We start from the raw sequence: 23599 nt of genomic DNA on the forward strand, positions 1-23599 counted from the left end.
CCGCGCATGCCGCGCATCATCACCGGCCACGCGTGCACCTGCGGCGCACGCGTCGAGCCCGGTAACCGGCGGTGCCGCAAGTGCCGCGCCCGCGCCCGGTGGCTCCGGCGGGGGCGCGGCTCCCGGTACCCGGACCTGTGGCTGTGAGGAGGTGAGCCGATGAACGTCTCGATCCCCCTGGTGGTGATTCTCGGCGTGGTGGTGTGGGGCGCGTGGCGGTACATGGGGCTGCGTGGCTGGCACATCGCGGTGTGCCTGCTGTTCGGGTTCTTCCTCGCCGCGACCAGTGCCGCGCCGGAGATTCGCCGGCTGGTGTCCGTTCTCGTCCAGTCGCTTTCTCAGCAGTGACGTCCCCGACCTGAAGGGAGGGATGCCCTGGTGCCTGATACTCCGCCGCACGTCAAGGTCAACGTTCAGGAGGTCCGTACGCGTAACCTCGCCGCGCGTGAGATCGTCTCGAATCTGTCCGCTGCGATGCCGTCCATAGAGGACTTGTGGCTTCGCCTCTACGCCGCCCTGACCGATGTTCCTGCGCTCGTCTCCGAGATCACCCGGCTAGCGTCCGTTCTGGCCAAGGTGCGGCGGGACCGCGCGAACCTGGTGGCCGCTGGGCGCGCCACCCTCAAGGCCGAACGCGACGCCGAACCGGATCCGCTGTACTACCTGCGCGACGAGCTACGCGCGCAAGGGCACCTTCCCCCGGACACGTGGGGGCGCTCATGAGTCGGACACGGCAGATGCGGCGGCACGCCCACAAGATGCGCCGCAACGGGCTTCAGCCCATGGTGATCATCGACCGCGACGACCAGTTCCCCGACGTGGCCGCCGTGCTCGTCGCGCGCGCCATGTGGCGATACCGCTCCGAGTTGGCACCGGTCTACCTGGTGACCGTGCTCGCTCCGTTGGCTGCGGTCTTCCATCTCACACACCCGGAATGGTGGCCGTGGCTGTTGGGTCTCGCGACGGGAGCCGCGTGGGCGCTGGGCATGTTCGGGGAACGGGTCGGGCTCGCACTCAGGATCGAGCGGTTGTATGCCGCCGCCGTTGCCATGGGCGCCGGCGGGTGGCTCACTGCGGGTACCGCGCTGGGCGTCACATCCAGTCCGCTTCCCCTGATGCTCGTCGGCGGTGGGGTCGTGCTCGCGGCACCGTGGTGGGTGCACCGGCGACGGCGCGCCAAAGTGCGTGTCGATCGGCAGATAGCCGCATGGCCAGAGATCGCGCAATCGGTCGGCCTCGCCGGATCACGCGTGCAATCCGCGGTAGTGGACGTGTGGGGATGGCGCGCACGGTTCGCCCTGGCACGCGGCCAGACGATTCAGGACGTCATCGGCAAGGTTCCCGCGATCGAGTCGGCTCTCGGGACGTTCCGGGGCGCCGTGCGTGTCTCTCCGACGCGTGACGACAAAGCCAATCGGTTCGAATTGCGGGTACTCGATACCGACCCGCACGCCGATGCGATCCCGTGGCCTGGGCCGTCTGTCTCGTCGATAACCGAGCCCATCGACCTGGGCCCCTTCGAAGACGCCACCGGCGCACGTGTTCTGCTGCTGCGTCGTCACGGCCTCATCGGAGGTGTGGCCGGTTCGGGAAAGAGTGGCGGCATCAACGTTCTAATGGGCAATCTCAGCGCATGCCGGGATGTCGTCATCTGGGCCGTTGACCTCAAACGCGGGATGGAACTGCAGCCGTGGGCATCCTGTATTGATCGGCTCGCCACGACACTGGAGCAAGCCCTCACCATGCTCCGCGACGCCGTGACGATCCTTGAGGGGCGCGCCGAATGGCTCATGGCCAACGCGCGGCGCGTGTGGGATCCGTCGCCGGAGCTTCCCGCGCTCGTCATCATCGTGGACGAATACGCCGAACTCGCCGATGACGCTCCCGATGCCGCCCGCGACACGGATTCGATCGCGCGGCGGGGTCGTGCCGTCGCGGTGACGCTTATCGCGGCCACTCAGCGCCCCACGCAGAAGGCCATGGGCAAGGGTGCTGTCCGGTCTCAGATGGATGCCAGGGTGAGTTTCCGCGTCCGGGAGCGCAAGGACGTCGACCTCATCCTCGGGCAAGGAATGCTCAGCGCCGGATGGCACGCCCACACCCTCAACGCACCCGGCAAGTTCCTGCTCTCCGCACCCGAACACGACACACCACGACGCGGCCGCGCCTACCTGCTCACCGATGCCACCGTGGCCGAGACGGCAGAGCGCCACGCAGCCGTCCGACCCGCGCTGGACGAGGTCTCTCAACGCGCACTGGACGAGGCGCCGATGGCGCTTATCTCCGACCCGTCCGTCCCTGTAACGCCGTCCCGTGACGACCACGCCGAGACCGCGCTGAGGGAAGCCCTGGACGGCGCGCCGGACGAGGGGCTCCCGATCGCACACCTTCTGATGATCACGCGACTCAGCCGGCCGACCCTCTACCGGCGCCTCGCCGAGTTGGTGAAGACCGGCCGTGCCGTCCAGGTCGGACGAGGCCGCTACAAGGCATCCGATCACGTTCAGTAGTCGTCTCAGCGTCTCGTCTCACGCGCGCGTCTGCACGTATGGGCCGTTGAGACGTCCATGAGACGAGACGAGAGACGAGCACCCACCGCAACCGAGGAGATGATCAACGACCCGCATCGCGCATGATCCGGGGATGATCTCCCGGATGAGAGGAGGTGGTGTCCCCATGCAGGCGTACACCGTCGAGCAAGTGGCCGAGATCCTCAGCATCGGACGGGACAAGGTCTACTTCCTGATCCGCACCGGCCAACTTCGCAGCATCAAGATCGGCAAGCTGCGCCGCATCACTGACCGGCACCTCGCCGAGTTCGTCACCTCCCTGGAAGAGCCCTCCCCCGAAGACGCCAAGCGCTGATACCAGCGCGGGAGGCCCATCCGGACACCTCGTCCGCAAACGGACCTCCCAACCTAGGGACGTCTTGGGACGTCTTGGGACGTCTTGAGTTAAGGTCGGTGGTGACCTCGATCGACACGAGGAGGGATCCGTTGGCAAAGATCCTGGTCGGCACGTACGAAGGATCGATCTACGAGGAGGGCGACGGGTACACCGGCGCGCTGTCACTCGGGTTCGGCCCGGACGGCAAGCGCAGGCGACTCAAGAGGAAGGGGCGCACCAAGACAGAGGTCAAGAGCAAGCTCAAGGAAGCCGTCGAAGAGCTGGACAAAGGCGTCAAGACGGACCGCAACTACTTCGTTCGGGACGCGGTGAACGAGTTCCTCGCCGCGTTCGCCAACTCCGGCAGGTCACCGAAGACCAACGAGGTCTACCGGTCACTCGCCGATCACCAGCTCATCCCGTTCATCGGACGGACACGCCTCAAGGAACTCACGGCGGACGACGTTGAGAAGTGGCTCAACGGCAGAGCCCCACATCTCACCTCGTCCTCTCTCGGCATCGTGCACAGCATCCTCAAGCGCTCGATTCGCAGAGCTGCGCGCCATGACCGCATCGGCCGGAACGTCGCCGAACTGGTCGACGCACCGGACGGCAAGCCCGCCCGCAAGTCGCGCTCGCTCAGCCTCAAGGAGGCGAGCACGCTCCTTGAGGAGGCGAGCAAGCCAGAGCACCGGTTCGGCGCGTACGTCGTCCTAGCCATCGTCTCGGGACTCCGTACGGAGGAACTCCGCACCCTCAAGTGGAGCGACGTCGATCTCGACAAGGCAACCGTCTACGTCCTGCGAGCCGACCGGCACAAGGGCGAGACCAAGACGAGGCTCAGCCGACGCGGTCTAGGCATCGCCGACATGGCCGTGGACGCGCTCCGCACACTGAAGACGAGACAAGCGGCCGAGAAGCTCAAGGCCGGTGAGACGCACGAAGACAACGGCCTCGTCTTCTGTCACGAGGACGGGCGCCCCTACACCGCACAACACGTCCGCCACCGGTTCCGCAGGGTCCTGAAGGCGGCCGGGCTCAACCCCGCCGCGTGGTGCCCGCGCGAACTGCGGCACACGTTCGTGTCCCTCATGAGTGACCACGACGTCCCCATAGAGAAGATCAGCATCCTCGTAGGGCACTCCAGCACGAAGATCACGGAAACCGTCTACCGCCATCAACTCAAGCCCGAGATCCGCGACGGCGCCGAGCACATGAACGACATCTTCACCCGCGAAACCAAGTCCGCGTAGGCGCGGCTCCCGACATGGCTCCCCCAGACTTCGGACGCAACGAGACACCGCCCCTACCTGCGGCGCCACAAGATCCAGCCATACGCCTCACTTAGGGAAGGGCTCACCCACTCTTATTCAGAGCCCGGGATCTGGTGCCGACATAAGGGCAAGAAGAGTCTTCGTTACGCTGTGTCGCGTTTATATGACTCTCGGTAGTGTTCTGACTGCATGTCGGGACGAACCTGGAGGGGATAGATGCGCGTACGTACGAAACTCGGTGCCGGGCTGGTGGCGGGCATGCTCGCCACAGGGGTGCTGAGCGCCGGGGCGGTCGCCGAGGCTCAGCCGCCCCCGCAGCCGCAGCCGGGGCAGCAGCAGGAGGAAGAAGGGCACGGGCCGGGGGCCATCGTCGTGGGGCCCGAGGGCGCCGCCGAGGCGATGGGCCGGCTCCTCAACCGGGACGAGGAGCGCGTCCGGTTGTGCTACGGCAGGGTCCTGCCGGCGAACGGGCTCAACGTCCGCACCGGGCCGGGGCTCCGCTACCACAAGATCGGTGCCCTGGAGCACGGGACGCGGGTGCGGACCGACTGGGACACCATCCAGCGCCGGGACGGGTACCTGTGGGTGCGGATGAGTGCGCACCGCTGGATCGCCGACTACAAGGTCGGTAACGGCAACGGCAAGTGGTACGTCAAGTACGACAACTGCTGACCGAGCCGGGGGCCGCCGTCCTGCGGGACGGCGGCCCCTTCACGTCCGTCCGGCCGCGAAAGCCTCGCCCGGTGGCGGCGGTACGTTGACGGGATGGAACAGGTGCCGTTCACCGGCGGCGAGAAGGAAAGTCTGAAGGCCGCGCTCGACCGCCATCGCGATGTGGTGCTGTGGAAGCTTCAGGGGCTGGACGAGGAGCAGGTGCGGCGGCCGATGACGGCGTCCGGGACGAGCCTGCTGGGGATGACCAAGCATCTGGCGGCCGTCGAGTACGGGTGGTTCTGCGAGACGTTCGGACGGGAGGCGGAGCCGCTGCCCTTCGACGACGACGACCCGGACGCCGACCTCCGGGTCGGGCCCGAGGACACCACGGAGGCAGTCGTCGCGTTCTACCGGAGGGCGCGGGCGGCGGCGGACCTGGCCATCGAGGAACTGGACGTCGAGACGCGCGGGACCGCGTGGCATGGGGCGACCGTGACGCTGCGGTGGGTCCTGATCCACATGGTCGAGGAGACCGCGCGGCACGCCGGCCACATGGACATCATCCGCGAGCTGATCGACGGCACGACCGGCGACCACGCGCGAAACTAGCCGAACGCCCTGGTGGACGAGTTGACGCCGCTCTCCCGCGCCGTGTCGACGAGCGAAGCCGGGGCCGGTGTCGGGGCCGGTGGCGGCGACGCGGACGACCTGAACCTAGTATGAGCTGGGCGCCGTAGGGATGTTGCCGCTGGCGAGGACGGCGGCGACCCCGATGACCGCGGCGACGACCAGCCCCAGGACGGCGATGGCGGCCGCGGCCGCGTACTGGGAGCGGCGCGGCGCGTACGGGGAGCGGGGGCGCTTCATGGCCGCCAACCTAGGCCCGCGCCGAACCGCCGGGGTACGCCCTTAAGCCGGCCTTAAGCCACCGCTATACCGGGCGAGGTGCGGTCGTCCACGACCCCCGACCGGGCCGCCCCCTCGTTGATCTGCGGCGTGTTGTTGTTTTCGAGGTGCTCATAACAACAACACGCCGCAGGTCAACGTGTCGGGCTAGGTGCGGGAGTGGCGGCGGCGGCCTACGAGGCGGCGGGAGCGGCGGGTGGGCGGCAGCCAGCGGGTCCGGAACCACATCTGCACCTGGGCGCCGCCGAGGACGCTGCGGTGGATGCGCAGGTAGCCGCCGGTGGACTCGGCGGCGCGGCGCGCGATGTCCAGGCCGAGGCCGGTGGAGCCGCCGCCGCTGCTGCCGCGCTTCAGCGCCGCGTCCGGGTCGGTGATGCCGGGGCCGCCGTCGGCGACGAGGATGCCGGTGACGCCCTGCCCCTGGTGGAGGGTGACGACGAAGCCGGTGCCCTCGGCGGTGTGCCGGAAGATGTTGCCGAGCAGCGCGTCGACGGCGGCGGCCAGCTCGGTGCCGGGGACGGGCAGCGGCGCGGGGCCCTCGGCGCCGATCAGCTCGCAGGACCGTCCCTCGTCCTCGGCGAGGACGGACCAGAACGCGACCCGGTCGCGCAGCACCTTGGACGCGTCGCAGCTGCCCCGCCCGGTGGGCCGCCGGACGGTCCGGATGATCTGGTCGACCTCGCGCTCCAGGCGGTCGACGGCCTCGCGGGTCTGCTCGGCGACCGGCCCGTCGCCGAGCGCCTCGGCGTTGAGCCGCAGCGCGGCGAGCGGCGTGCGGAGGCGGTGCGACAGGTCGGCGGCCATCTCGCGCTCCGCCGACAGGAGCTGGACGACGTGGTCGGCCATCGCGTTGAACGCGAGCCCCGCCTCGATCAGCTCGGGCGGCCCGTCCGGTTCGATGCGGACGGACATCTCGCCGTCCCCGAACTCGCCCGCGGCCTCGGCGAGCCGCCGGGTGGAGCGGATCATCCGGTTGCCGAGCCGGTCGGCCACCGCGACGGACCCGGCGACGAGCGCGCAGGCGACGGTCGTCATGACGAGCCACGCCTTCCAGACGCCGCGCGAGAGGTCGTCGTCGGGGAGGAACACCTCGACGACGGCGGTGCGGCCCGCGTCCAGCGACACCGGCTGGAGGAGGGCGTATCCGCCGCTGACGCGGGCGGTGTAGGAGCGCCCGCGCCGGCCGGCCTCGGTGAGCTGCTCGGGGCGGGCGCTGAAGTCGCCGCCGGCGTTCTTCGGGACGAGCCCGCCGTCCGGCAGGTGGACGGTCATCCGCCCGGCGGCGCCGGCCTGGGTGCTGGCGACGGCGCGTTCGAGGGCGGCGGGGTCCTCGGTGACGACGAGGACGGGGCCGAGCGCGCTCGCCTGCCGCTCGGCGGTGGTGAGGGCGCGGTCCCGGGCGATCTCCCGGACGGTGAGCGCGAGCGGGATCAGGAACGCCAGCGCGACCATCGAGGTGACCGCCAGGGACACCAGGACGAGCGTCTTCCTCATGACCGCGGGTCGGGTTCGGCCAGCCTCACCCCGACGCCGCGCACCGTGTGCAGGTAGCGGGGGGCGGCGGCGGTCTCGCCGAGCTTGCGGCGCAGCCACGACAGGTGGACGTCGATGGTCTGGTCGTCGCCGTAGGCCTGCCGCCACACCTCGGCGAGCAGCTCGCGCCGCGCGACCACCCGGCCGGGGCGGGCGGCGAGGTAGGCGAGCAGGTCGAACTCGCGGCGGGTCAGCTCCAGCCGCTCGCCGTCCAGCAGCGCCTCCCGCCGGTCGAGGTCGATGTGCAGCCCGCCGACGCTCAGCTCGGCGGTCGGCCCGGATCGCGCGGACCGGCGCAGCACGGCGGCGAGGCGGGCGCTGAGGTGCTCGATGGAGAAGGGCTTGATGAGGTAGTCGTCGGCGCCGGCGTTCAGCAGCCGGACGATCTCCGGCTCGTCGTCGCGCGCCGTCGCGATGATGACCGGGACGTCGGAGATGCCGCGCAGCATCTTCAGGACCTCCGCGCCGTCGAGGTCGGGGAGCCCGAGGTCGAGGACGACGACGTCGGGCGGCGACTGCGTGACCTCGCGCAGCGCGTCCATCGCGGTCCCGACGCTGCGCACGACATGCGACCGCACACTCAGTTCACGAATCAGGGCGGTCCGGACATTTGCGTCATCCTCGACCACCAAAACACTCGCCATGGCGGAACCGTATGCCACCATGTGCCCATGCGTCGCGCAATGTCGTATGTTGCCCCATGGGCCGGGGTGACCGCGCTGGCCGTGGCCTTATCGTGGCTCGGGGTGCGCGACGTCGTGCGCGGCGCGGTGTCGGAGCGGTCGGCGCCGCCGCCGATCGCGGGGCCCGTCATCCATTCCAGCCCGGACACCCCGCCGGGGCCGGCGACGATCGGTTCGCCGACCGCGCGGCCCCGCCCGCCGGACGCCGAGGACACCGCGCCGAAACCATCGAAATCGGCGAAATCGGCGAAGCCCCCGCCTCCCGACCAGCCGGAGAAGGCGCCGAAGACGCCCGACAATGTGCGCAGTTACGCGACGCACGGCGGACGCGCCGCGATGTCGATCGAGAAGGACCGGGTGCGGCTCGTCTCGGCGACACCGAACCCGGGATACGAGACGCGCGTGACCCAGGCGGAGGGCTGGCTGCGCGTCGACTTCCTCAACGACGAGCACACCTCCTCGGTCATCGCCTCCTGGTACCAGCACGATCCGATCGTGAAGGTCTATGAATACTGAACCGAGCGGGGGGAAAGGACGGCGCCATGCCCATTATTTCCCGTGGATTCCACGGACGGCGCCCATCGGGCGACCACGAACTGCCGCCGGGCCAGTACGAGACGCTCGACTTTCCGGTGCTCTCGGCGGGTCCCACCCCGCGCGTCCCCCGGGACGAATGGGAGTTCACCATCAGCACCGAGACCGGCACCGAGCACCGCTGGAGCTGGGCCGACCTGATGGCGCTGCCCGCCGAGACGCCAACTGTCGACCTGCATTGCGTCACTAAATGGTCAAAATTCGACACCGAATGGCAGGGCGTTTCTTTGGACGTTCTCTTCGAGGACGTGGAGAGCGCCGCCGATTTCACCCTCGTCCACTCCTACGGCGGCTACACCACGAACCTGCCGCTGGAGGACCTGCTCGACGGCAAGGCGTGGATCGCCTACGGCTACGGCGGTGAGGAACTGCCGCCGGAACACGGCGGCCCGGCCCGCCTCCTCGTCCCGCACCTGTACTTCTGGAAATCGGCGAAATGGGTGCGCGGCATCCGGCTCGGCCTCACGGACGAGCCCGGGTTCTGGGAGACCGCCGGCTATCACACCTACGGAGATCCATGGCGGGAACAGCGGTACGAGGGCGACTAGGCGGGCCACTGCGCTGGCACACCGCCGAACTGCTGGAGCGGCGCGCCGAGACCGCGACGGCCGTCACGCTCGTCTTCGGCGTGGCCGGATGGCCGGGGCACGCGGCGGGCCAGCACGTGGACGTCCGGCTCACCGCCGAGGACGGCTACAGCGCCCAGCGCAGCTACTCGGTCGCGTCCGCGTCCGGCGGCGAGCGCGTCGAGCTCACGGTCCAGCGCGTCGTGAACGGCGAGATGTCGCCCTACCTCGTCAGCGAGATGATGCCGGGCGACCTGGCGGAGTTCCGCGGGCCCGTCGGCGGCTGGTTCGTGTGGCGGCCCGAGCAGACCGAGCCGGTCCTGCTGGTCGGGGGCGGCTCCGGCATCGTCCCGCTGATGTCCATGGTCCGGACGCGGCAGGCGGCCGGCAGCCGGGTGCCGTTCCGGCTGCTGCAGTCGGTGCGCGGCCCGGACTACCGGTTCTACGCGACCGAGCTGTACAAGGGCTCCCCCGGCCTGGACGTGACCTACCTGTACACGCGCAGCACCCCGGCAGGCGGGACGCGTCCGCCGGGCCGGATCACGCCGGACGACCTGGTCGAGCACGGCTGGCCCGCCGACTTCACGCCGACCTGCTACGTGTGCGGCCCGACCGGCTTCGTCGAGCGGGCCGCCGCCTACCTGGTCATGCTCGGCCACGCCCCCGAAAGAGTCCGGACGGAACGCTTCGGCCCCAGCGGAGGATGACATGGCCACCCTCGACGACCAGATCTCCGGCGACCGGGACCACTTCATCGACGGCAACGTCCTCGCGGGCCCGCTGTCGGAGGTCTTCGCCGCCGACCTGACCGCCGCCGAGAGCCGCTGCGCGAACTGCGGGTGCACGGGCCCGGTCGCCGCGCTGCGCGTCTACGGGGACGCGCCCGGATTCGTGGCGCGCTGCGCGGAATGCGACCACGTCGTCCTCCGCGTCGTGCGGGGCGGCGGCCGGGTCTGGCTCGACCTGCGCGGCACGGTCGCGCTCGCCATCCCGGTCGGCGACTGACCGGAGCGCTTCGCACCCTCCGCGGTTTCGGCGGTGAGGCCAGTGGGAAACAGCTGATTGCAACCGCTGAGACCGACGGGGGCGGCCGGCGCAGGACGAGCGAAGCGAGGCGGGGACGGAGGGGGCGCCCCCGCGGAAAGCAGGCAGGCTCCCATGGTCCTGGATCCAGGCGAGGCGGGCCGCGCCCGCGCCGTCGACCCCGCAGAGCGGCGCGCGCAGGTCCGCAAGGCCGCCGCCGCCAGCGTGATCGGCACGTCCATCGAGTGGTACGACTTCTTCCTCTACAACACGGCCGCGGCGATCGTCTTCAAGGACGTCTTCTTCCCCGAGTCGAGCGACTACGCGGGGACGCTGTCGGCGTTCGCGACGTACGCGGTCGGGTTCGCGGCCCGGCCGATCGGCGCGGCGATCTTCGGGCACTGGGGCGACCGGCTCGGCCGCAAGGCGACGCTGATCGTCACGCTGGTGCTGATGGGGGTGTCGAGCGCGCTGATCGGCGTGCTGCCGGGCACGGAGACGATCGGCTGGGCGGCGCCCGTCCTGCTCGTCCTGCTGCGGATCCTGCAGGGCATCGCGGTCGGCGGCGAGTGGAGCGGCTCGGTGCTGCTGTCGATGGAGTGGGGCGATCGGAGGCGGCGCGGGCTGATGGCGAGCCTGCCGCAGCTCGGCGTGCCGATCGGGCTCATCCTCGGCACCGGCATGATGACCGGGATAGCGCTTTCGGCGGACGACGCGTTCACGGGCTGGGCGTGGCGGATCCCGTTCCTGTTCAGCCTGGTGCTCGTCGCGATCGGGCTGTGGGTGCGGATCCGGGTGATGGAGACGCCGCTGTTCGCCGAGGTCGTCGCGCGCAACGAGGTCGCCCGCGTGCCGGTGGCCGAGGTGCTGAGGCGGCACCCGCGGGAGATCGTGCTGAGCGCGGTGCTGCGCTGCTCGGAGCAGATGCCGTTCTACCTGTTCACCTCGTTCGCCCTCACCTACGTGGACGACCACCTCGGCAAGGCGGAGGGGCTCGCGCTGAGCGCGGTGACGGCGGCGGCGGTGCTGGAGCTGTTCACGATCCCGGCGGCCGGGCATCTGGGCGACCGGATCGGCCCGCGCCGGGTGTACGCGACCGGGTCGCTGCTCATCGCGGTCTTCGCGTTCCCCTACTTCGCGCTGCTGAACACCGGGGTCGCGGCGCTGATCGTCGTCGCGGTGGTGGTGGCGCAGATCCCGCACGCCGTCCAGTACGGGCCGCAGGCGTCGCTGATCGCCTCGGTGTTCCCGACCCGGCTGCGGTACGGCGGGGCGGGCATCGGCTACCAGCTCGCCTCGGTGTTCGCGGGCGGGCCGGCGCCGCTGCTGGCGACGTGGCTGCTGCACGACTACGGCTGGCAGGCGATCTCGATCAGCATGATCGTGGCGTCCGCGCTGACGCTGACCGCGCTGAGCCTGCTGCCCGCGCCCGCCGCCGACCGCGTCGAACCGGCGGGCGCGAAGGCGTGACCCCGGGCGGGCCGGGTCAGGAGTGCGGGACGAACCGCTGCGGCATGATGAACATCGCGGTGGCCTCCACCGTGACGCGGCCGTCCGGGCCGCAGATCGTGCCGGAGGCGTAGACCTTGCGCCCCTCCACCCGGCTCGCCTTCGCCTCCACCGACAGCGGGACGCCGAGCGGCGTCGGCCGCCGGTAGCGCGTCTCCAGGGTCGCGGTCATGCCGGGCGTGCCGGACGCGGCCGCCGCCATGCCGAGGACTTGGTCGAGCACCATCGCGGACACGCCGCCGTGGACGTAGGAGGGCGGGCCCTCGTAGACGGTGCTGAGCGTGAACTCGCCGCGGACGATGCCGTCGGAGCTGACGGTCAGGTCGACGGGCGGGGCGAGCGGGTTGAGGGCCCCGGTGACGGGGTTGCCGATCTGCCGGTCCATCCGGCGCTCGCCGGACGGGACGAACGGCGGCGCGTCCCGCCGGTCGGCGGCCAGCCGCGCGGTCAGCGCCTCGATCTCGGCGGCGACGGCGGCCGCCTCGGCGGTGCCGACCGCGGTGAGCACGGTGGCCTCGGCCAGCTCGCGGACGCGGGCGGCGAGTGCGCTCAGCGCCGCCGTCTCGTCCTCCCCCAGCAAGGGCCGTTCCATCGGGATCCCGCTCATCCAGCCTCCTCGCGAGGGCGTCCCCCGCAACCACCGCCCCATTGGCCGAACGAAATTCTAGAATAGCGCCGCGACCGCTCCGGACACCGGGTCCCCGCCGCCGGCGGCGGGACAACGGCGAGGCCGGTTCGGGATAGATTCCTGCCGTACCTCCGTAGCCGCACCCCCGAGCGCAAGGACGACCCGTGACGGACCAGCCCCCACCACCCGGGCAGCAGCCTCCGCCGTACTCGCAGCCCTTCGGGCAGCCGCCCGGGGGCTACGACCCGCGCTGGGGGTACGGCCCGCCGGGCGTCCCCTACGGCGTGCCGCAGCAGGGGCCGCGGGAGGAGACGACCTGGGCGATCTTCGCCTATCTCGGGAACGTCCTGATCGGCTTCCTGCCCGCGCTGGTCATCTACCTGGCGAAGAAGAACACCTCGCCGTTCACCCGGTTCCACGCGGCCCAGTCGATGAACCAGCAGATCACCCTGCTGATCCACGTCCTGGTGGTGGTGGCGGTGTGCGTGCCGCCCGCGATCATCATGGAGGCGCCGGCGTTCCTCGTCCTGCTGGTCGTCCCGTACCTGGAGATGCTGATCGCCGGGTGGACGTTCATCATCCTCGGCGCGGTGAAGGCGGGCAAAGGCCAGTACTACCGCTTCCCGACCTTCTTCTGCTACCGCATGATCCGCTGACCCGCGGGCGCGGGTCAGACGAGGACGGCGCGGTCGTCCACGCGGGCGACGGCGCGCACCGGGGCGCCGTCCGCGGCGGCCAGGGCGATCGGGAACAGGGAGACCTCGATCGAGCAGCCCGCCTCGTAGGCGTCGACGACCCGGTCCAGGCCGGTCAGGTTCTCGGCGATCACCGCGCCCGCGCCGCACAGGACGCGGTGGGCGGCGAGCGAGAACCCGTCCGTACCGGGCGGCGGGGTGCGGTCCACGCTGAGGGCGTCGACGGCCACGGTGCGGACGCCCGCGGCGACGATCGCCTCCGCCGTCTCGGGAGCGGGGTACGGGTGCGCCAGATAGGCGCCGGTGCCCCAGTGGGCCGACCAGCCCGTCGCGATGAGCAGGACGTCGCCGGGTCCGAGCCCGGGCGGGAGCGCGTCCGGCGGTATGGGCGTGCGGGGCGCCAGGCCGCGGACGTCCATGACCGCGGCCGGGCCCGTGAAGCGGGTCAGGGGCAGCTCGTCCAGGCGGGGCAGGGCGTCGTCGATGTGGAACGGGGCGTCCACGTGGGTGCCGGTCTGCGACCCCATGTGCAGCCGCAGGACGTTCACCCCCGACCCGGCGACCGTGAGGGCCGGGACCGCCTCCACCTCGGGGTCGCCCGGGTAGACCGGCATGCCCGTGGTGATCGGCACGGAGAGGTCGAGCAGCTCAACACCCATATATCGATTGTCGCGCACGCGGCCCCAGCCGATAGCGTTGCGACGTGTTGCCACATGTGACGGCCATCCGATACGTGACGCCGCTCCGCGAGGGCGGCTCCCTGCCGGGCGTCGTCGAGGCCGACGACCTCGGCACCTACGTCATGAAGTTCCACGGCGCGGGGCAGGGCCGCAAGGCGCTGATCGCTGAGGTGATCGCGGGCGAGCTGGCCCGCAGGCTCGGCCTCCGGGTGCCCGAGCAGGTGCTCATCGACCTGGACCCCGCCATCGGACGGCACGAGCCCGACCCCGACGTGCAGGACCTCCTCAAGGCCAGCCCCGGCTGGAACCTCGGCGTCGACTTCCTGCCGGGGTCGCTCGGCTTCGACCCGCTGGGCTGGAGCCCCGACCCCGGCTTCGCGTCGCGGGTGCTGTGGTTCGACGCGTTCATCGGCAACGTCGACCGCAGCTGGCGCAACCCGAACATGCTCGTCTGGCACGGCGACGTGTGGCTGATCGACCACGGCGCGAGCCTCATCTTCCACCACGCGTGGCGGAACGCGGCCCGGCTGTTCTCCGGCGCGTACGACGTGGACGACCATGTGCTGACCCCCTACGCGACCCGGCTGGAGGCCGCCGAGGCCGAGCTCGCACCGAAGATCACCGAGGGGCTGCTGCGCGAGGTGACCGGCCTCGTCCCCGACCGGTGGCTGGAGGGCGAGCCGGGTTTCGCCGGGCCGCAGGCGCTCCGCGACGCCTATGTCGACATCCTGCTGCCGCGCGCCGGCAAGCCGCGCGACTGGCTGCCCGAGCTGGACGTCGGCGGCCGCGGGCCGGACACGTCGGCGCGGCGCGGGGAGAACCGCCCCGGCTGGCTCGGCGGCCCGTCATGAGCGAGGCGGACCGGGAGACCCCGGGCACTTCCCCGGAGGCGCGCGCGAGCAACATGCGGGCGGCCGGGGAGCCGTCGGTGTTCGAGTACGCGGCGCTGCGGGTCGTGCCGCGCGTCGAGCGCGGCGAGTCGATGAACGTGGGCGTGGTGGTGTACTGCCGGGCGCTCGACTACCTCGGCTGCCGGACGCACCTGGACGACCGCCGCCTCCTCGCCCTGGACCCCTCGCTCGACCTCGCGGGCGTCCGGGCCTCGCTCAAGGGCGTGGAGTCGGTGTGCGGCGGCGGCGAGCGCGCCGGGCAGGCGGCGGCCGAGCCGCCGGGACGGCGGTTCCGGTGGCTGACGGCGCCGCGCAGCACGATCGTCCAGCCCGGCCCGGTGCACGCCGGCCTCACCCGGGACCCCGCCGCCGAGACCGAGCGCCTGCTGGGCCTGCTCGTCCTGTAGGCCCGCTCGTCCTGGAGGCGCGCTTCCGGCTAGTCCCACTCCCAGCGGATGCCGTGGTAGCCGGCGGCCATGCCGAACTCGATGAAGTGGGCGCTGTGGTAGCTGGACAGGCGCAGGTCGGCCGAGTCCTTCAGCGCGGTGTGCCCGTCGGGGCGCCACGTCCGGTGGCAGCGGGCGGGCAGCGCGGACGGGTGGAACCGCACCTCGATGAGGAACTCGTGCTGCGGGGTCCGGAAGCCGCGGCCCTCCTCGGTGATGGGCGGGCCCGTCTCGTCGAACCCGAAGCCGTACTCCAGCAGGTAGGTCTCGCCGCGGCCGAGCGCCCGGTCGAACAGCAGCTCGGCGGCGATGAGGCCGCTGGCCTCGTCCATCCGGACGCGCCCGAACCGGCAGCCGCGCACGCTCCGCGACGACGGCAGGACGCCCTGCGGGTGGTGGTACACCGCGATCCACCGGTCGACGCCGCGCTGCTGCGCCTGGAACACGGCCCGGCAGCGGACCTCGCGCAGCTCCCGGCGGCGCCCGACGATGTACTGGTCGTGCAGGCTGAGGCCGGTGAGCAGCCGCTCGCCGCGGTGGCCGATCTCGTCCAGCAGGTCGCGGACGCCCGGCTCGGGGCACAGCTCCTCCACCGGCAGCCACGCTCCGGCGGTCCGCTCCATGGTGGGCCTGAGCAGGGTCAGCAGCGAATGGCGCGGCAGTTCGAGGATGACCTCCAGGCCGCGGACGGCGCGCAGCGAGTCGGCGCGCTCGGGCCGGGTCCGGCCGCGCTGCCAGTAGCTCAGCGTGGACAGGCTGACCGCGATGCCCTGCTCCTCCAGGCGGCGCCGCAGCGAGTCGAGGCTGAGGCCGCGCGCCTGGATGGCCGCGTGGAGGGCCACGTTGAACGGACCGTACTGCAGGACCTGTAGGAGATCGTCCTCTGCGACACTCTGCACTTGCGGCCTCCGGATCGGCTCCGGCCGGCCCCCGTCCAACGGCCTTGACTCCTGCACTTGCGACTTCCGCGCTCACTGTAAGGCCCGTGGCCCCCGTTGCCAACAGGCAAGTTCCCACAAGCGGGGGTCCAAAGGCTAGTGCCACTCCCATTCGACTCCGACGATGCCGCGCCGGACGGCGCCGACGGCGATGTTCGCGCTGCCGGACGCGCCGACCCACAGCTCGCCGAGCCGCGTGCGCGGGGCCCGCGAGCTCTCCGCGGTGAAACCGTAGCAGCGCGCGGGGAGCCGGTCGCCGTCGAACTGGACGATCGCGACGTAGTCGTGGACGGGATGGGAGAAGCGCCGGTCGTAGCTGTCGGCGGCGGGCGCGCCGGCCGGGCCCAGCTCGTACTCGACGACCGCCGTGTCGCCCGCCGACAGCACCCGGTCGAAGACCAGCTCGAACGCCATCAGGCCGCCCTCGGCGCGGACGCGGCCGGGCCGGCAGTACCGGACGTCCGCGAGGGCGGCGGCCCCGCCGTCCGCCGCGCCGTCCGCCCCACCGTTCGCCACGGCGCCCGTACCGGTCTCGTGGACGCAGACGACGCGGTCGATGTCGTCGCCCGCCGCGCGCAGGACGGTGCGGACCGACAGCGTCCAGGAGCGGCGCGCCTCGTTCAGCCGGTACACGTCGTGGATGCTGAGCCGCTCCAGCCGGTGGTCGCCGGACCGGTCGAGCTGCCCGATGAGGCAGGCGTAGCGTTCGGGGTCGGGCCACAGCTCGCGCCCCGGCCGGCCCCCGCCCGCGCCGGGCCCGGTCGGCGTCCGCGCGGGCGCGGCGGTGGGCGCGGGGTCGTCCAGCAGCTCGGTGAGGGTGCCCCGCGGCACCTGGAGGATCTCCTCCAGCGCGACGACCGCGGCCCGCGAGCGGGGCCGGCTGCGGCCGCGCTGCCAGTAGCTGAGCGTGGCCACGCTGACGGTGAGGCCGCGCCGCCCGAGCCGGTGGCGGATCCGCTCCAGGGTCAGCCCGCTCGCCTGGACGGCCTGCCGCAATGCCCCGGCGAACTCCACGGCGGGATGGTACCCCCGGGGCAAGATCAATTCAGGTGCCGGGCCAGATCGGGCACGCAGCGACAAGCCGGACGCAGGTCAGAACAGGATCGACATGAAGGAACCGAGCTCGCCGAACCCGACCCGGCGGTAGGCGGCCCGCGCCCGCGTGTTGTAGTCGTTGACGTACAGCGAGACGGTCGGCGCGACGCTGCGCAGCGCCTCGCGCACCACCGCCGCCATCCCGGTCTCCGACAGGCCCCGGCCGCGCAGGTCGGGCGGAACCCACACGCCCTGCACCTGGCAGGCGCGCGGGGTGACGGCGCCGATCTCGGCCTTGAACATGACGCGGCCGTCCTCGATGCGGGCGAACGCGCGGCCGTCGCGGATCAGCTCGGCGACGCGGGCGCGGTAGAGCACTCCCCCGTCGCCGGCGTTGGGCGACACCCCGACCTCTTCGGTGAACATCGCCACGCAGGCCGGGTAGACGATGTCGAACTCCTCCATCCGGACCCGCCGCACCCGCGGGTCGGCCGGCACCTCGGGCACGGCCGAGGTCGCCATCACCGGCTGGGACGCGCGGACGGCCCGCGGCGGCCCCCAGTACGGCGCGAGGATCTCCCACAGCTCGCCGACCGCGGCGACCGGCCCGACGATGGACGAGCAGCGCCGCCCCTGCGCCTGCGCCCGCTCGGCGAACGCGCGGACCGCCTCCGGCCCGGCCGCGACCGGGATCAGGTTGGCGCCGGAGTAGCACAGCGACACGAGCCGCCCGTCGCGCAGGTATCCCCACATCTGCGCGCCGAGGCGCCGCGGGTCGAGCCCCGCGGCGTGCACGCGCGAGCTGACGAACACGTTGGACACCGGGTCGGCGTCCAGGATCGCGAGGGCCTCCGCCCGGTACCGGTCGTCCAGCACGCGCACCGGCATCGAGCCCAGCATGCGCATGGGTCACCGGCCCCTGGACGGGAGCGGCCCCCGTTCGGCCCTCACCACTGAAAGCTCCACGTGGACAAGCCTATGCGGTCGCGTGCCGGCGCACCTCCGCGGGCCGGGTACCGGCGGGTTCGCCGTGGGTTCGCAGTGGGCTCGCCGTGGCTCGGTCGCGGGTTCAGCGGTCCGCCGCGCCCTGGCCGGCGCGGCCGGGCTCCTTGCCCGCGGCGGGCTCGGGCGGCGGCCCCGCCTTGCACGTCGCGTCCGGCCCCAGCCTGCCGGCGGGCAGTTCCCCGCCGCCGAGGTAGGCGGCGACGTGCTTGTCGACGCAGTCGTCACCGGAGAAGGAGACTCCGTGGTTGTGCCCGCCTTCCTGCACGAGCAGCCTGGACGTCGGCAACCTGCGGTGCATCTCCAGCGCGCCCGGATACGGGGTGGCGGCGTCGTCGGTGCCCTGGACGAGCAGGATCGGCGGCAGAGAAGCCGAGCCCGCCACGCGCGGCGCGGGACCGCCCTGCACCGGCCAGAACGCGCAGGGCGCGTTGTACCAGGTGTTGCTCCAGGTCTCGAAGCGGTTGCCCGCCTGGTAGAGGCGCCGGCTGTCGGCATGCCAGCGGGCCCAGTCGCGCGGCCACGCGGCATCGCGGCACTGGACGGCGTTGTAGACGGTGTAGTTGTTCTGGTCGAGACGCGTCAGCGGCTGCCACGCCTCGCGCAGCGGACCGGAGTCGTGCCGGACGGCGAACGCCGACAGGGCGCGCGCGTGCTCCGGCCAGGCGTAGTCGGCGTAGCCGTCGGCGAGGAACACGTCGTCGAGTTCGGACGGGCCGATCTTCCCGTCGATCGGCTTCAGCTCGACCGCGGCCCGCGCCTTCGCATAGGCGTCGGCGACCTTCCGCTCGGTGTCGCCGAGCTTGTAGACCTCGTGGTGCCGGGCGATCCAGGCGAAGTAGGCGCGGATGCGCTTCTCGAACGCCACGTTCTGGTCGAGGTTGTCCTGGTACCAGACACCGCTCGGCTTGACGACGCTGTCGAGCACCATGCGGCGGACGTGCCCCGGGTACATCGTCGCGTACACGGCGCCGAGGTAGCTGCCGTACGAGTAGCCGAAGTAGCTGATCTTCCGCTGGCCGAGGGCGCGCCGGATCGCGTCCATGTCGCGCGCCCAGTCGGCCGTCCCCATGTGCGGGAGGACCTTGCCGTACCTGCGGCCGCAGTCATCGGCGTACGCCCTGGCCCTGGCCGTCCAGGCCTGCTCCTCCGCCGCGCTCGCGGGGACCGTGTCGGCCCGCGCGCGGCCCGGGTCCTGGTAGCCGGGGTCGCAGATCAGCTCGGGCCGGCTGGCGCCGACGCCGCGCGGGTCGAAGCCGATCCAGTCGTAGGACGCGGCGACGCGCTTCGGCAGCGACCGGGTGAAGAAGGCGGGCAGATCGCGTCCGTGCGCGCCGGGCCCGCCCCGGTTGAGGAGCACCGCGCCCCGCGATGTCGCGGCGGTGTGCCGGGCCCGGGTCAGGGCGAGTGTGATCTTCTCGCCGTCCGGGCGGGCGTAGTCGAGGGGGACCCGCAGGGACGCGCACTGCAGGCCCTTGAGCCGGGTGCCCTCCACGGGGTCCTTCGCGGGGCACGCCTTCCAGGCGAGGGCGCGCGGGGCGACCGCGGTCTGCGGGGCGGCGGTCTGCGGGGCGGCGCGCTCGGCCGCGGCCGCGGGCGCTCCCATGGCGGCGGCCCCGAGCGCGACCGCCACGGCGGCCGTCCCGGCCGCCGTCCTTGCTCCAGCGTCGTTCAGCACCCCCGTTTTCTACCGGCCGGACCCGCCGGACCGCGGGAACCCCGGATCGCGCGATTCCGTCCGGAAACGGGGCCACGGGCCCGAAACGAACCGTGGCGCGCCCGCCCGGCAGGGGGCGGACACGCCACGGAGTCGCCGTCCGGGGCCTACGGGCGTCCGACCGGAAGGTCCTTGCCCGCGGTGGAGCGGGCGGCCTTCAGCGTCATCGCCGTCGGGTCCGGGTCGTTCAGCGCCGGGACGGCCTTGCAGTAGGCGTCCGGGCCGCGGTGGCTCGCCGGCAGCGCACCCGTGTCGAGGTACGCGGCGACCTTGTCGTCCAGGCACGCGTTGCCGTTGAGCGTGTTGGCGTGGGTCTTGCCGCCGACCTCGAACACCAGCCGCGAGGACGGGAACGCCTTGTGCATCTGCAGCCCGCCCGCGACCGGCGTGGCCGCGTCCTCGGTGGACTGGACGAGCAGCATCCCCGGCAGCTGCCTGCTGCCGTGCAGCCGGAACGCCGGTCCGCCCTGGAAGGGCCAGAAGGCGATCGGGGCGTTGAACCAGACGTTGCTCCAGGTGTTGAACCGGTAGCCCTGCCGGTTGAGCTTCACGGCGTCCCGGTGCCACTTGCTCCAGTTGCGCGGCCAGCGCGCGTCGGCGGCCTGGACGGCGTTGTAGACCGCGAAGCCGTTGTCGTCACCGCCGGGGCTCATCCAGTAGAGGAGCGCGGAGGCGTCCTCGCCGTTCGCCCACGCGGAGAGCGCCTCGGCGAACGGGATGTAGTAGCCGGTGTTGTACCCGGCGGACAGCACGGTGTCGTCCAGCTCGTCCGGGCCCATCTGGCCGCCGATGGGCGACTTCTTCGCGGCGGCGCGGATGGCGTAGTACTTGGCCTCGACGGCCTTCTCGGTCTTGCCCAGGTGGTAGATCGAGTCGTACTCGGCGATCCAGGCCCACCACGCCTTCATGTTGTGCTCGAACGCCTTGTCCTGTTCGAGCTGGGCGTCGTACCAGACCGTCTTCGGGTTGACGTTGCCGTCCAGCACCATCCGCTTCACGCGGCTGGGGAAGAGCGTGGCGTAGGTGGCGCCGAAGTAGGTGCCGTAGGAGAACCCGTACCAGCTGATCTTGTCCTGGCCGAGCGCGGCGCGGATCGCGTCGACGTCGCGGGCGGCGTCGGTGGTGCGCATGTGGGGCAGCAGCCAGCCGAACTTCTTCGCGCAGTCCTGCGCGTACTTGCGCGACTTGGCGATCCAGGCCTTCTCCTCCTTCCACGAGCTCGGCACGTAGTCCGGGCGGATCGGGTCGGAGAAGTTCGGGTCGCAGGTCAGCGCGGGCTTGCTGGACCCGACGCCGCGCGGGTCGAACCCGATGATGTCGTACTTGGCGGCGACGTCGGCGTGGCCGACACCGCCGATCCAGCGGGCGAGGGCCGGCGCGTAGGCGAGGCCGGAGCCGCCGGGGCCGCCCGGGTTCACGAACAGGACGCCCTGGTAGTTCTTCTCGTCGGTGTGCCGGAAACGCGACACCGCGATGGAGATCTTGCGCCCGCCGGGCCGGGCGTAGTCCAGCGGGACCTCGACCTGGGCGCACTGCGCGTTGTTCATCGGGTCGCTCGGGCCGCTGACCTCGCACGCGCCCCAGTCGATGCCCGCGGCCGCGACCGCGGCGGCGCCGGCCGCCGGGCCGGTGTCCGCGCTCGCGGGGACGGCGGCCGCGAAGCCGCCCCCCGCCGTCACGACCGCCGTGGTCGCGACGATGACGATCTTCTTCACTTGACCCCCTCGGATCGGCGGCTCCGGATGCCCCGTCATTGGGCCGGAGGGGGGAGCGCCGATGCATAGCGGATGCGGATTGCGTGCAGATTGTGGCGGTTATGTCGCTTATGGCGGCAGAGCGGTGCGCGACTGGATGCGAAATCGTGACAAGATCATCGGAACTTCGTGACATCCCCGGGCGTTCGGGGCGCTTTCGTTCCGGGTAGCGCCGCCGTCCCCCGGCCCGGCACGCGGAAGGGCCCCGGGGATCGCTCCCCGGGGCCCTCGCGAACGGCCGTCCGGCAGGCGTCAGCGGATGACGTCGGCCTTCAGGGGGGCGGCCTTCGGCGCCGTGCCGGTCAGCGTCCTGGCGGTCGCCGACGACGGCGGCACCGGGTCACCGAGCTGCGGGACGTGCACGGTGCGCCGCTCCGGACGCTCCCCCCGCAGGAAGTAGGCGTCGAAGTAGGCGTCCACTTCGGCGGAGCCGCGGTGCACGATGCAGTGCGTGCGGTCGCCGTCCTGGACCACCAGGCGCGAGCCCTTGAGCCGGCGGTGCATGTCCAGCGCGCCCTGGTAGGGGGTGGCCGCGTCGGCGGTCGACTGGAACATCAGGATGTTGCGCGGCAGGTCCCGCGTGTGCCCGATGTTCACCGGCGTGCCGGCCTTGCCCTTCCAGAACAGGCACGGGGCGTTGAACCAGACGTTGCCCCAGGTCTCGAACGGGTGCCTGCGGTTGATCCGCGTGTTGTCGCGGTGCCACTTGGCCCAGCTCGTCGGCCACTGCACGTCGGTGCACTCGGTGGCGAGGTACATCGCGGTGCCGTTGTCGTCGGACTCGCCGCTCGTCGGGGCGCCGAACGTCCCGGCGAACGCGGCGGTGTCGCCCGCCTTGTAGGCCGACAGCCCGGCGGCGTAGCCGTGCCAGACGGCCTGGCTGCGGCGGTACCCGGCGTTCAGGATGACGTCGGTCAGCTCGTCCGGCCCGACGGCGAGGGTCTGCCCGCTGTCCTGGTCGGTGTAGTAGACCGGCTTCTTCTTGAGCTTGGCGCGCAGGTCGTAGAAGAAGTCGCGCACCTTACGCTGGGTCGTGCCGAGGTGGTACACCGAGTCGTACTTGGCGATCCAGCCGAAGTAGTAGTCGATGTTGATGTCGAACTGGATGTCCTGCTTGAGGTTGGCGTCGTACCAGACGTCGGACGGGCCGACGTTGCCGTCCAGCACCATCTTGTCGACGTTCCTCGGGTACATGGTGGCGTAGGCCGACCCGAGGTAGGTGCCGTACGAGGCGCCGTAGTAGTCGATCTTGTCGTTGCCGAGCGCCTTGCGCATCGACTCGATGTCGTTCACCGAGTCGGTCGTCTTGACGTGGTCCAGCAGGCCGATCTCGTCGTTCTTCGCGCAGTCGTCGGCGTAGGCCTTGGACCTCTTCAGCCAGGTGCTGACCGACCTCCAGTCGCCGGTGCCGTAGTCGGGACGCGGCGCGTTCGCCGCGGTCGGGTCGCACCGCAGGGCCGGGACGCTCATCCCGACGCCGCGCGGGTCGAACCCGATGACGTTGTAGGCGTCGCGCATCGGGGCGGAGTTCTGCGCGAACACCCGCGGCCCGAAGAGCGCGCCGCCGCCGCCCGGTCCGCCCGGGTTGACGATGATGTCGCCCTTGGCCGCGCCCTTGCCGGTGTGCGGCGTCCGGGTGAGCTGCAGGGTGATCTTCGTGCCGTTCGGCTTGGCGTAGTCGAGCGGCACCCGCAGTTCGGCGCACTGCACGATCTTGGAGACCGGGTACAGCGCGTCGTAGTAGTCGTGCACGGTCTGCACGAAGTCCGTGGGGCACGCGTGCCACTGCACCGCGGCGGGGTCGAAACCTCCGGCCGTTCCGGCGGAGGGGCCCGCGGCCTGCGCGCTTGTGGCGCCCACGCCGGTGAGACCGAGCCCGGCCACCGCGGCCACGACAACGATCCTCTTCACATATCCCCCTAACGTGCTGACTCCGGTTGAGTCAGACATACGGGTAAATGACAGGAGATTGTGACCAGGTTGCGGCGAGCCTCGACAGGGCCCGCCACAAGAGGATGCGGAATCGTGACAAGATCAACGGAACTTCGTGACAACCCCCGGCGTTCCGGACGCAGAGGGCCGCGCGCGGCCTCCCGGGATCGAGTAGGAGGGCCGGGTCGCCCGGCCCTCCTCTCACACCACCGGACATGCGGGGCCGCCACCGGCCGGGGGGGAAGCCCGTGATG

27 protein-coding genes are annotated in these 23599 nt (G+C 71.6%); 16 read left to right on the forward strand and 11 right to left on the reverse strand.

Features of this window, described 5'->3' with window-relative positions; translation table 11 throughout:
- Window positions 1–6: 6 nt before the first annotated feature.
- The 8 genes from ABZ806_RS17650 to ABZ806_RS17685 all read left to right on the forward strand — a co-directional run bounded on the left by ABZ806_RS17650 (window position 7) and on the right by ABZ806_RS17685 (window position 5423).
- Window positions 7–147 (forward strand): hypothetical protein, encoded by a 141-nt coding sequence (locus tag ABZ806_RS17650; protein WP_386867203.1) that lies wholly within the window; start codon window positions 7–9, stop codon window positions 145–147.
- Window positions 148–159: 12 nt separating this feature from the next.
- Window positions 160–348: a hypothetical protein gene (locus ABZ806_RS17655; RefSeq protein WP_500218355.1), complete on the forward strand. Its 189-nt coding sequence runs from the start codon at window positions 160–162 to the stop codon at window positions 346–348.
- A 30-nt stretch (window positions 349–378) separates the two neighbouring features.
- Window positions 379–723, forward strand: coding sequence for a hypothetical protein (locus ABZ806_RS17660; protein WP_500218356.1), 345 nt, complete (start codon window positions 379–381; stop codon window positions 721–723).
- Between the two features lie 59 nt (window positions 724–782).
- Window positions 783–2510, forward strand: a complete 1728-nt coding sequence (locus tag ABZ806_RS17665) for an FtsK/SpoIIIE domain-containing protein (protein ID WP_500218357.1) — start codon at window positions 783–785, stop codon at window positions 2508–2510.
- 166 nt (window positions 2511–2676) lie between these two features.
- Window positions 2677–2865 carry a helix-turn-helix domain-containing protein gene (locus ABZ806_RS17670; protein WP_500218358.1) on the forward strand — a complete coding sequence of 63 codons (189 nt, stop codon included), beginning with the start codon at window positions 2677–2679 and terminating at the stop codon, window positions 2863–2865.
- A 101-nt stretch (window positions 2866–2966) separates the two neighbouring features.
- The gene (locus ABZ806_RS17675; RefSeq protein WP_500218359.1) at window positions 2967–4139 is read left to right on the forward strand and encodes a tyrosine-type recombinase/integrase; all 1173 of its coding nucleotides are present in this window, start codon (window positions 2967–2969) and stop codon (window positions 4137–4139) included.
- A gap of 237 nt (window positions 4140–4376) precedes the next feature.
- Window positions 4377–4832 carry a hypothetical protein gene (locus tag ABZ806_RS17680; protein WP_500218360.1) on the forward strand — a complete coding sequence of 152 codons (456 nt, stop codon included), beginning with the start codon at window positions 4377–4379 and terminating at the stop codon, window positions 4830–4832.
- A 93-nt stretch (window positions 4833–4925) separates the two neighbouring features.
- Window positions 4926–5423, forward strand: a complete 498-nt coding sequence (locus tag ABZ806_RS17685) for a DinB family protein (RefSeq protein WP_500218361.1) — start codon at window positions 4926–4928, stop codon at window positions 5421–5423.
- A gap of 105 nt (window positions 5424–5528) precedes the next feature.
- Here the strand turns inward: ABZ806_RS17685 and ABZ806_RS17690 are convergent, their stop codons facing one another.
- The 3 genes from ABZ806_RS17690 to ABZ806_RS17700 all read right to left on the reverse strand — a co-directional run bounded on the left by ABZ806_RS17690 (window position 5529) and on the right by ABZ806_RS17700 (window position 7897).
- Window positions 5529–5681 carry a hypothetical protein gene (locus ABZ806_RS17690; RefSeq protein ID WP_500218362.1) on the reverse strand — a complete coding sequence of 51 codons (153 nt, stop codon included), beginning with the start codon at window positions 5679–5681 and terminating at the stop codon, window positions 5529–5531.
- 186 nt (window positions 5682–5867) lie between these two features.
- Entirely contained in the window at window positions 5868–7214 is a 1347-nt protein-coding gene (locus ABZ806_RS17695; RefSeq protein WP_500218363.1) for a sensor histidine kinase, read from the reverse strand.
- A complete protein-coding gene (locus ABZ806_RS17700) occupies window positions 7211–7897 on the reverse strand; it encodes a response regulator transcription factor (protein WP_500218364.1) in 687 nt (228 codons plus the stop codon). Before ABZ806_RS17700 ends, ABZ806_RS17695 begins: the two co-directional genes overlap by 4 nt.
- A 66-nt stretch (window positions 7898–7963) precedes the next feature.
- On the opposite strand from ABZ806_RS17700, the gene ABZ806_RS17705 reads away from it, so the two are divergent.
- The 5 genes from ABZ806_RS17705 (at window position 7964) to ABZ806_RS17725 (ending at window position 11589) form a co-directional block, all read left to right on the forward strand.
- Window positions 7964–8452 carry a hypothetical protein gene (locus tag ABZ806_RS17705; RefSeq protein ID WP_500218365.1) on the forward strand — a complete coding sequence of 163 codons (489 nt, stop codon included), beginning with the start codon at window positions 7964–7966 and terminating at the stop codon, window positions 8450–8452.
- Window positions 8453–8478: 26 nt separating this feature from the next.
- On the forward strand, window positions 8479–9078 hold the full coding sequence (locus ABZ806_RS17710) for a sulfite oxidase-like oxidoreductase (protein ID WP_500218366.1): 600 nt from the start codon (window positions 8479–8481) through the stop codon (window positions 9076–9078).
- A complete protein-coding gene (locus ABZ806_RS17715) occupies window positions 9048–9803 on the forward strand; it encodes a ferredoxin reductase (protein WP_500218367.1) in 756 nt (251 codons plus the stop codon). The genes ABZ806_RS17710 and ABZ806_RS17715 overlap by 31 nt, the downstream gene beginning before the upstream one ends.
- A 1-nt stretch (window position 9804) precedes the next feature.
- A complete protein-coding gene (locus tag ABZ806_RS17720; protein ID WP_500218368.1) occupies window positions 9805–10101 on the forward strand; it encodes a DUF6510 family protein in 297 nt (98 codons plus the stop codon).
- 153 nt (window positions 10102–10254) lie between these two features.
- Window positions 10255–11589 (forward strand): MFS transporter, encoded by a 1335-nt coding sequence (locus ABZ806_RS17725; RefSeq protein ID WP_500218369.1) that lies wholly within the window; start codon window positions 10255–10257, stop codon window positions 11587–11589.
- A 16-nt stretch (window positions 11590–11605) separates the two neighbouring features.
- Here ABZ806_RS17725 and ABZ806_RS17730 read toward each other — a convergent pair whose 3' ends face one another.
- Window positions 11606–12235, reverse strand: coding sequence for a PaaI family thioesterase (locus tag ABZ806_RS17730; RefSeq protein WP_500218370.1), 630 nt, complete (start codon window positions 12233–12235; stop codon window positions 11606–11608).
- Between the two features lie 185 nt (window positions 12236–12420).
- Here ABZ806_RS17730 and ABZ806_RS17735 point away from each other — a divergent pair, with 185 nt between their 5' ends.
- Window positions 12421–12912, forward strand: coding sequence for a DUF4870 domain-containing protein (locus ABZ806_RS17735; RefSeq protein WP_500218371.1), 492 nt, complete (start codon window positions 12421–12423; stop codon window positions 12910–12912).
- Window positions 12913–12926: 14 nt separating this feature from the next.
- Here the strand turns inward: ABZ806_RS17735 and ABZ806_RS17740 are convergent, their stop codons facing one another.
- A complete protein-coding gene (locus ABZ806_RS17740) occupies window positions 12927–13610 on the reverse strand; it encodes a cyclase family protein (protein ID WP_500218372.1) in 684 nt (227 codons plus the stop codon).
- A gap of 44 nt (window positions 13611–13654) precedes the next feature.
- On the opposite strand from ABZ806_RS17740, the gene ABZ806_RS17745 reads away from it, so the two are divergent.
- Both ABZ806_RS17745 and ABZ806_RS17750 read left to right on the forward strand, forming a co-directional pair.
- Window positions 13655–14482: a HipA family kinase gene (locus ABZ806_RS17745; protein ID WP_500218373.1), complete on the forward strand. Its 828-nt coding sequence runs from the start codon at window positions 13655–13657 to the stop codon at window positions 14480–14482.
- A gap of 53 nt (window positions 14483–14535) precedes the next feature.
- Window positions 14536–14928 (forward strand): DUF3037 domain-containing protein, encoded by a 393-nt coding sequence (locus tag ABZ806_RS17750; RefSeq protein ID WP_500218385.1) that lies wholly within the window; start codon window positions 14536–14538, stop codon window positions 14926–14928.
- Window positions 14929–14957: 29 nt separating this feature from the next.
- Here the strand turns inward: ABZ806_RS17750 and ABZ806_RS17755 are convergent, their stop codons facing one another.
- From ABZ806_RS17755 to ABZ806_RS17780, 6 genes are all read right to left on the reverse strand, one after another.
- The gene (locus tag ABZ806_RS17755) at window positions 14958–15866 is read right to left on the reverse strand and encodes a hypothetical protein (RefSeq protein ID WP_500218374.1); all 909 of its coding nucleotides are present in this window, start codon (window positions 15864–15866) and stop codon (window positions 14958–14960) included.
- A 135-nt stretch (window positions 15867–16001) separates the two neighbouring features.
- Entirely contained in the window at window positions 16002–16919 is a 918-nt protein-coding gene (locus ABZ806_RS17760) for a helix-turn-helix domain-containing protein (protein WP_500218375.1), read from the reverse strand.
- Between the two features lie 78 nt (window positions 16920–16997).
- On the reverse strand, window positions 16998–17840 hold the full coding sequence (locus tag ABZ806_RS17765; protein ID WP_500218386.1) for a GNAT family N-acetyltransferase: 843 nt from the start codon (window positions 17838–17840) through the stop codon (window positions 16998–17000).
- Window positions 17841–18009: 169 nt separating this feature from the next.
- Complete coding sequence (locus ABZ806_RS17770) at window positions 18010–19620, reverse strand: alpha/beta hydrolase (RefSeq protein ID WP_500218376.1); 1611 nt, start codon at window positions 19618–19620, stop codon at window positions 18010–18012.
- Between the two features lie 146 nt (window positions 19621–19766).
- Window positions 19767–21374: an alpha/beta hydrolase gene (locus tag ABZ806_RS17775; protein WP_500218377.1), complete on the reverse strand. Its 1608-nt coding sequence runs from the start codon at window positions 21372–21374 to the stop codon at window positions 19767–19769.
- Window positions 21375–21665: 291 nt separating this feature from the next.
- Window positions 21666–23324, reverse strand: a complete 1659-nt coding sequence (locus ABZ806_RS17780) for an alpha/beta hydrolase (protein WP_500218378.1) — start codon at window positions 23322–23324, stop codon at window positions 21666–21668.
- Between the last annotated feature and the right edge of the window lie 275 nt (window positions 23325–23599).

It is taken from the genome of Spirillospora sp. NPDC047418, from assembly GCF_040643275.1.
In the GTDB taxonomy this organism is placed as follows: domain Bacteria; phylum Actinomycetota; class Actinomycetes; order Streptosporangiales; family Streptosporangiaceae; genus Spirillospora.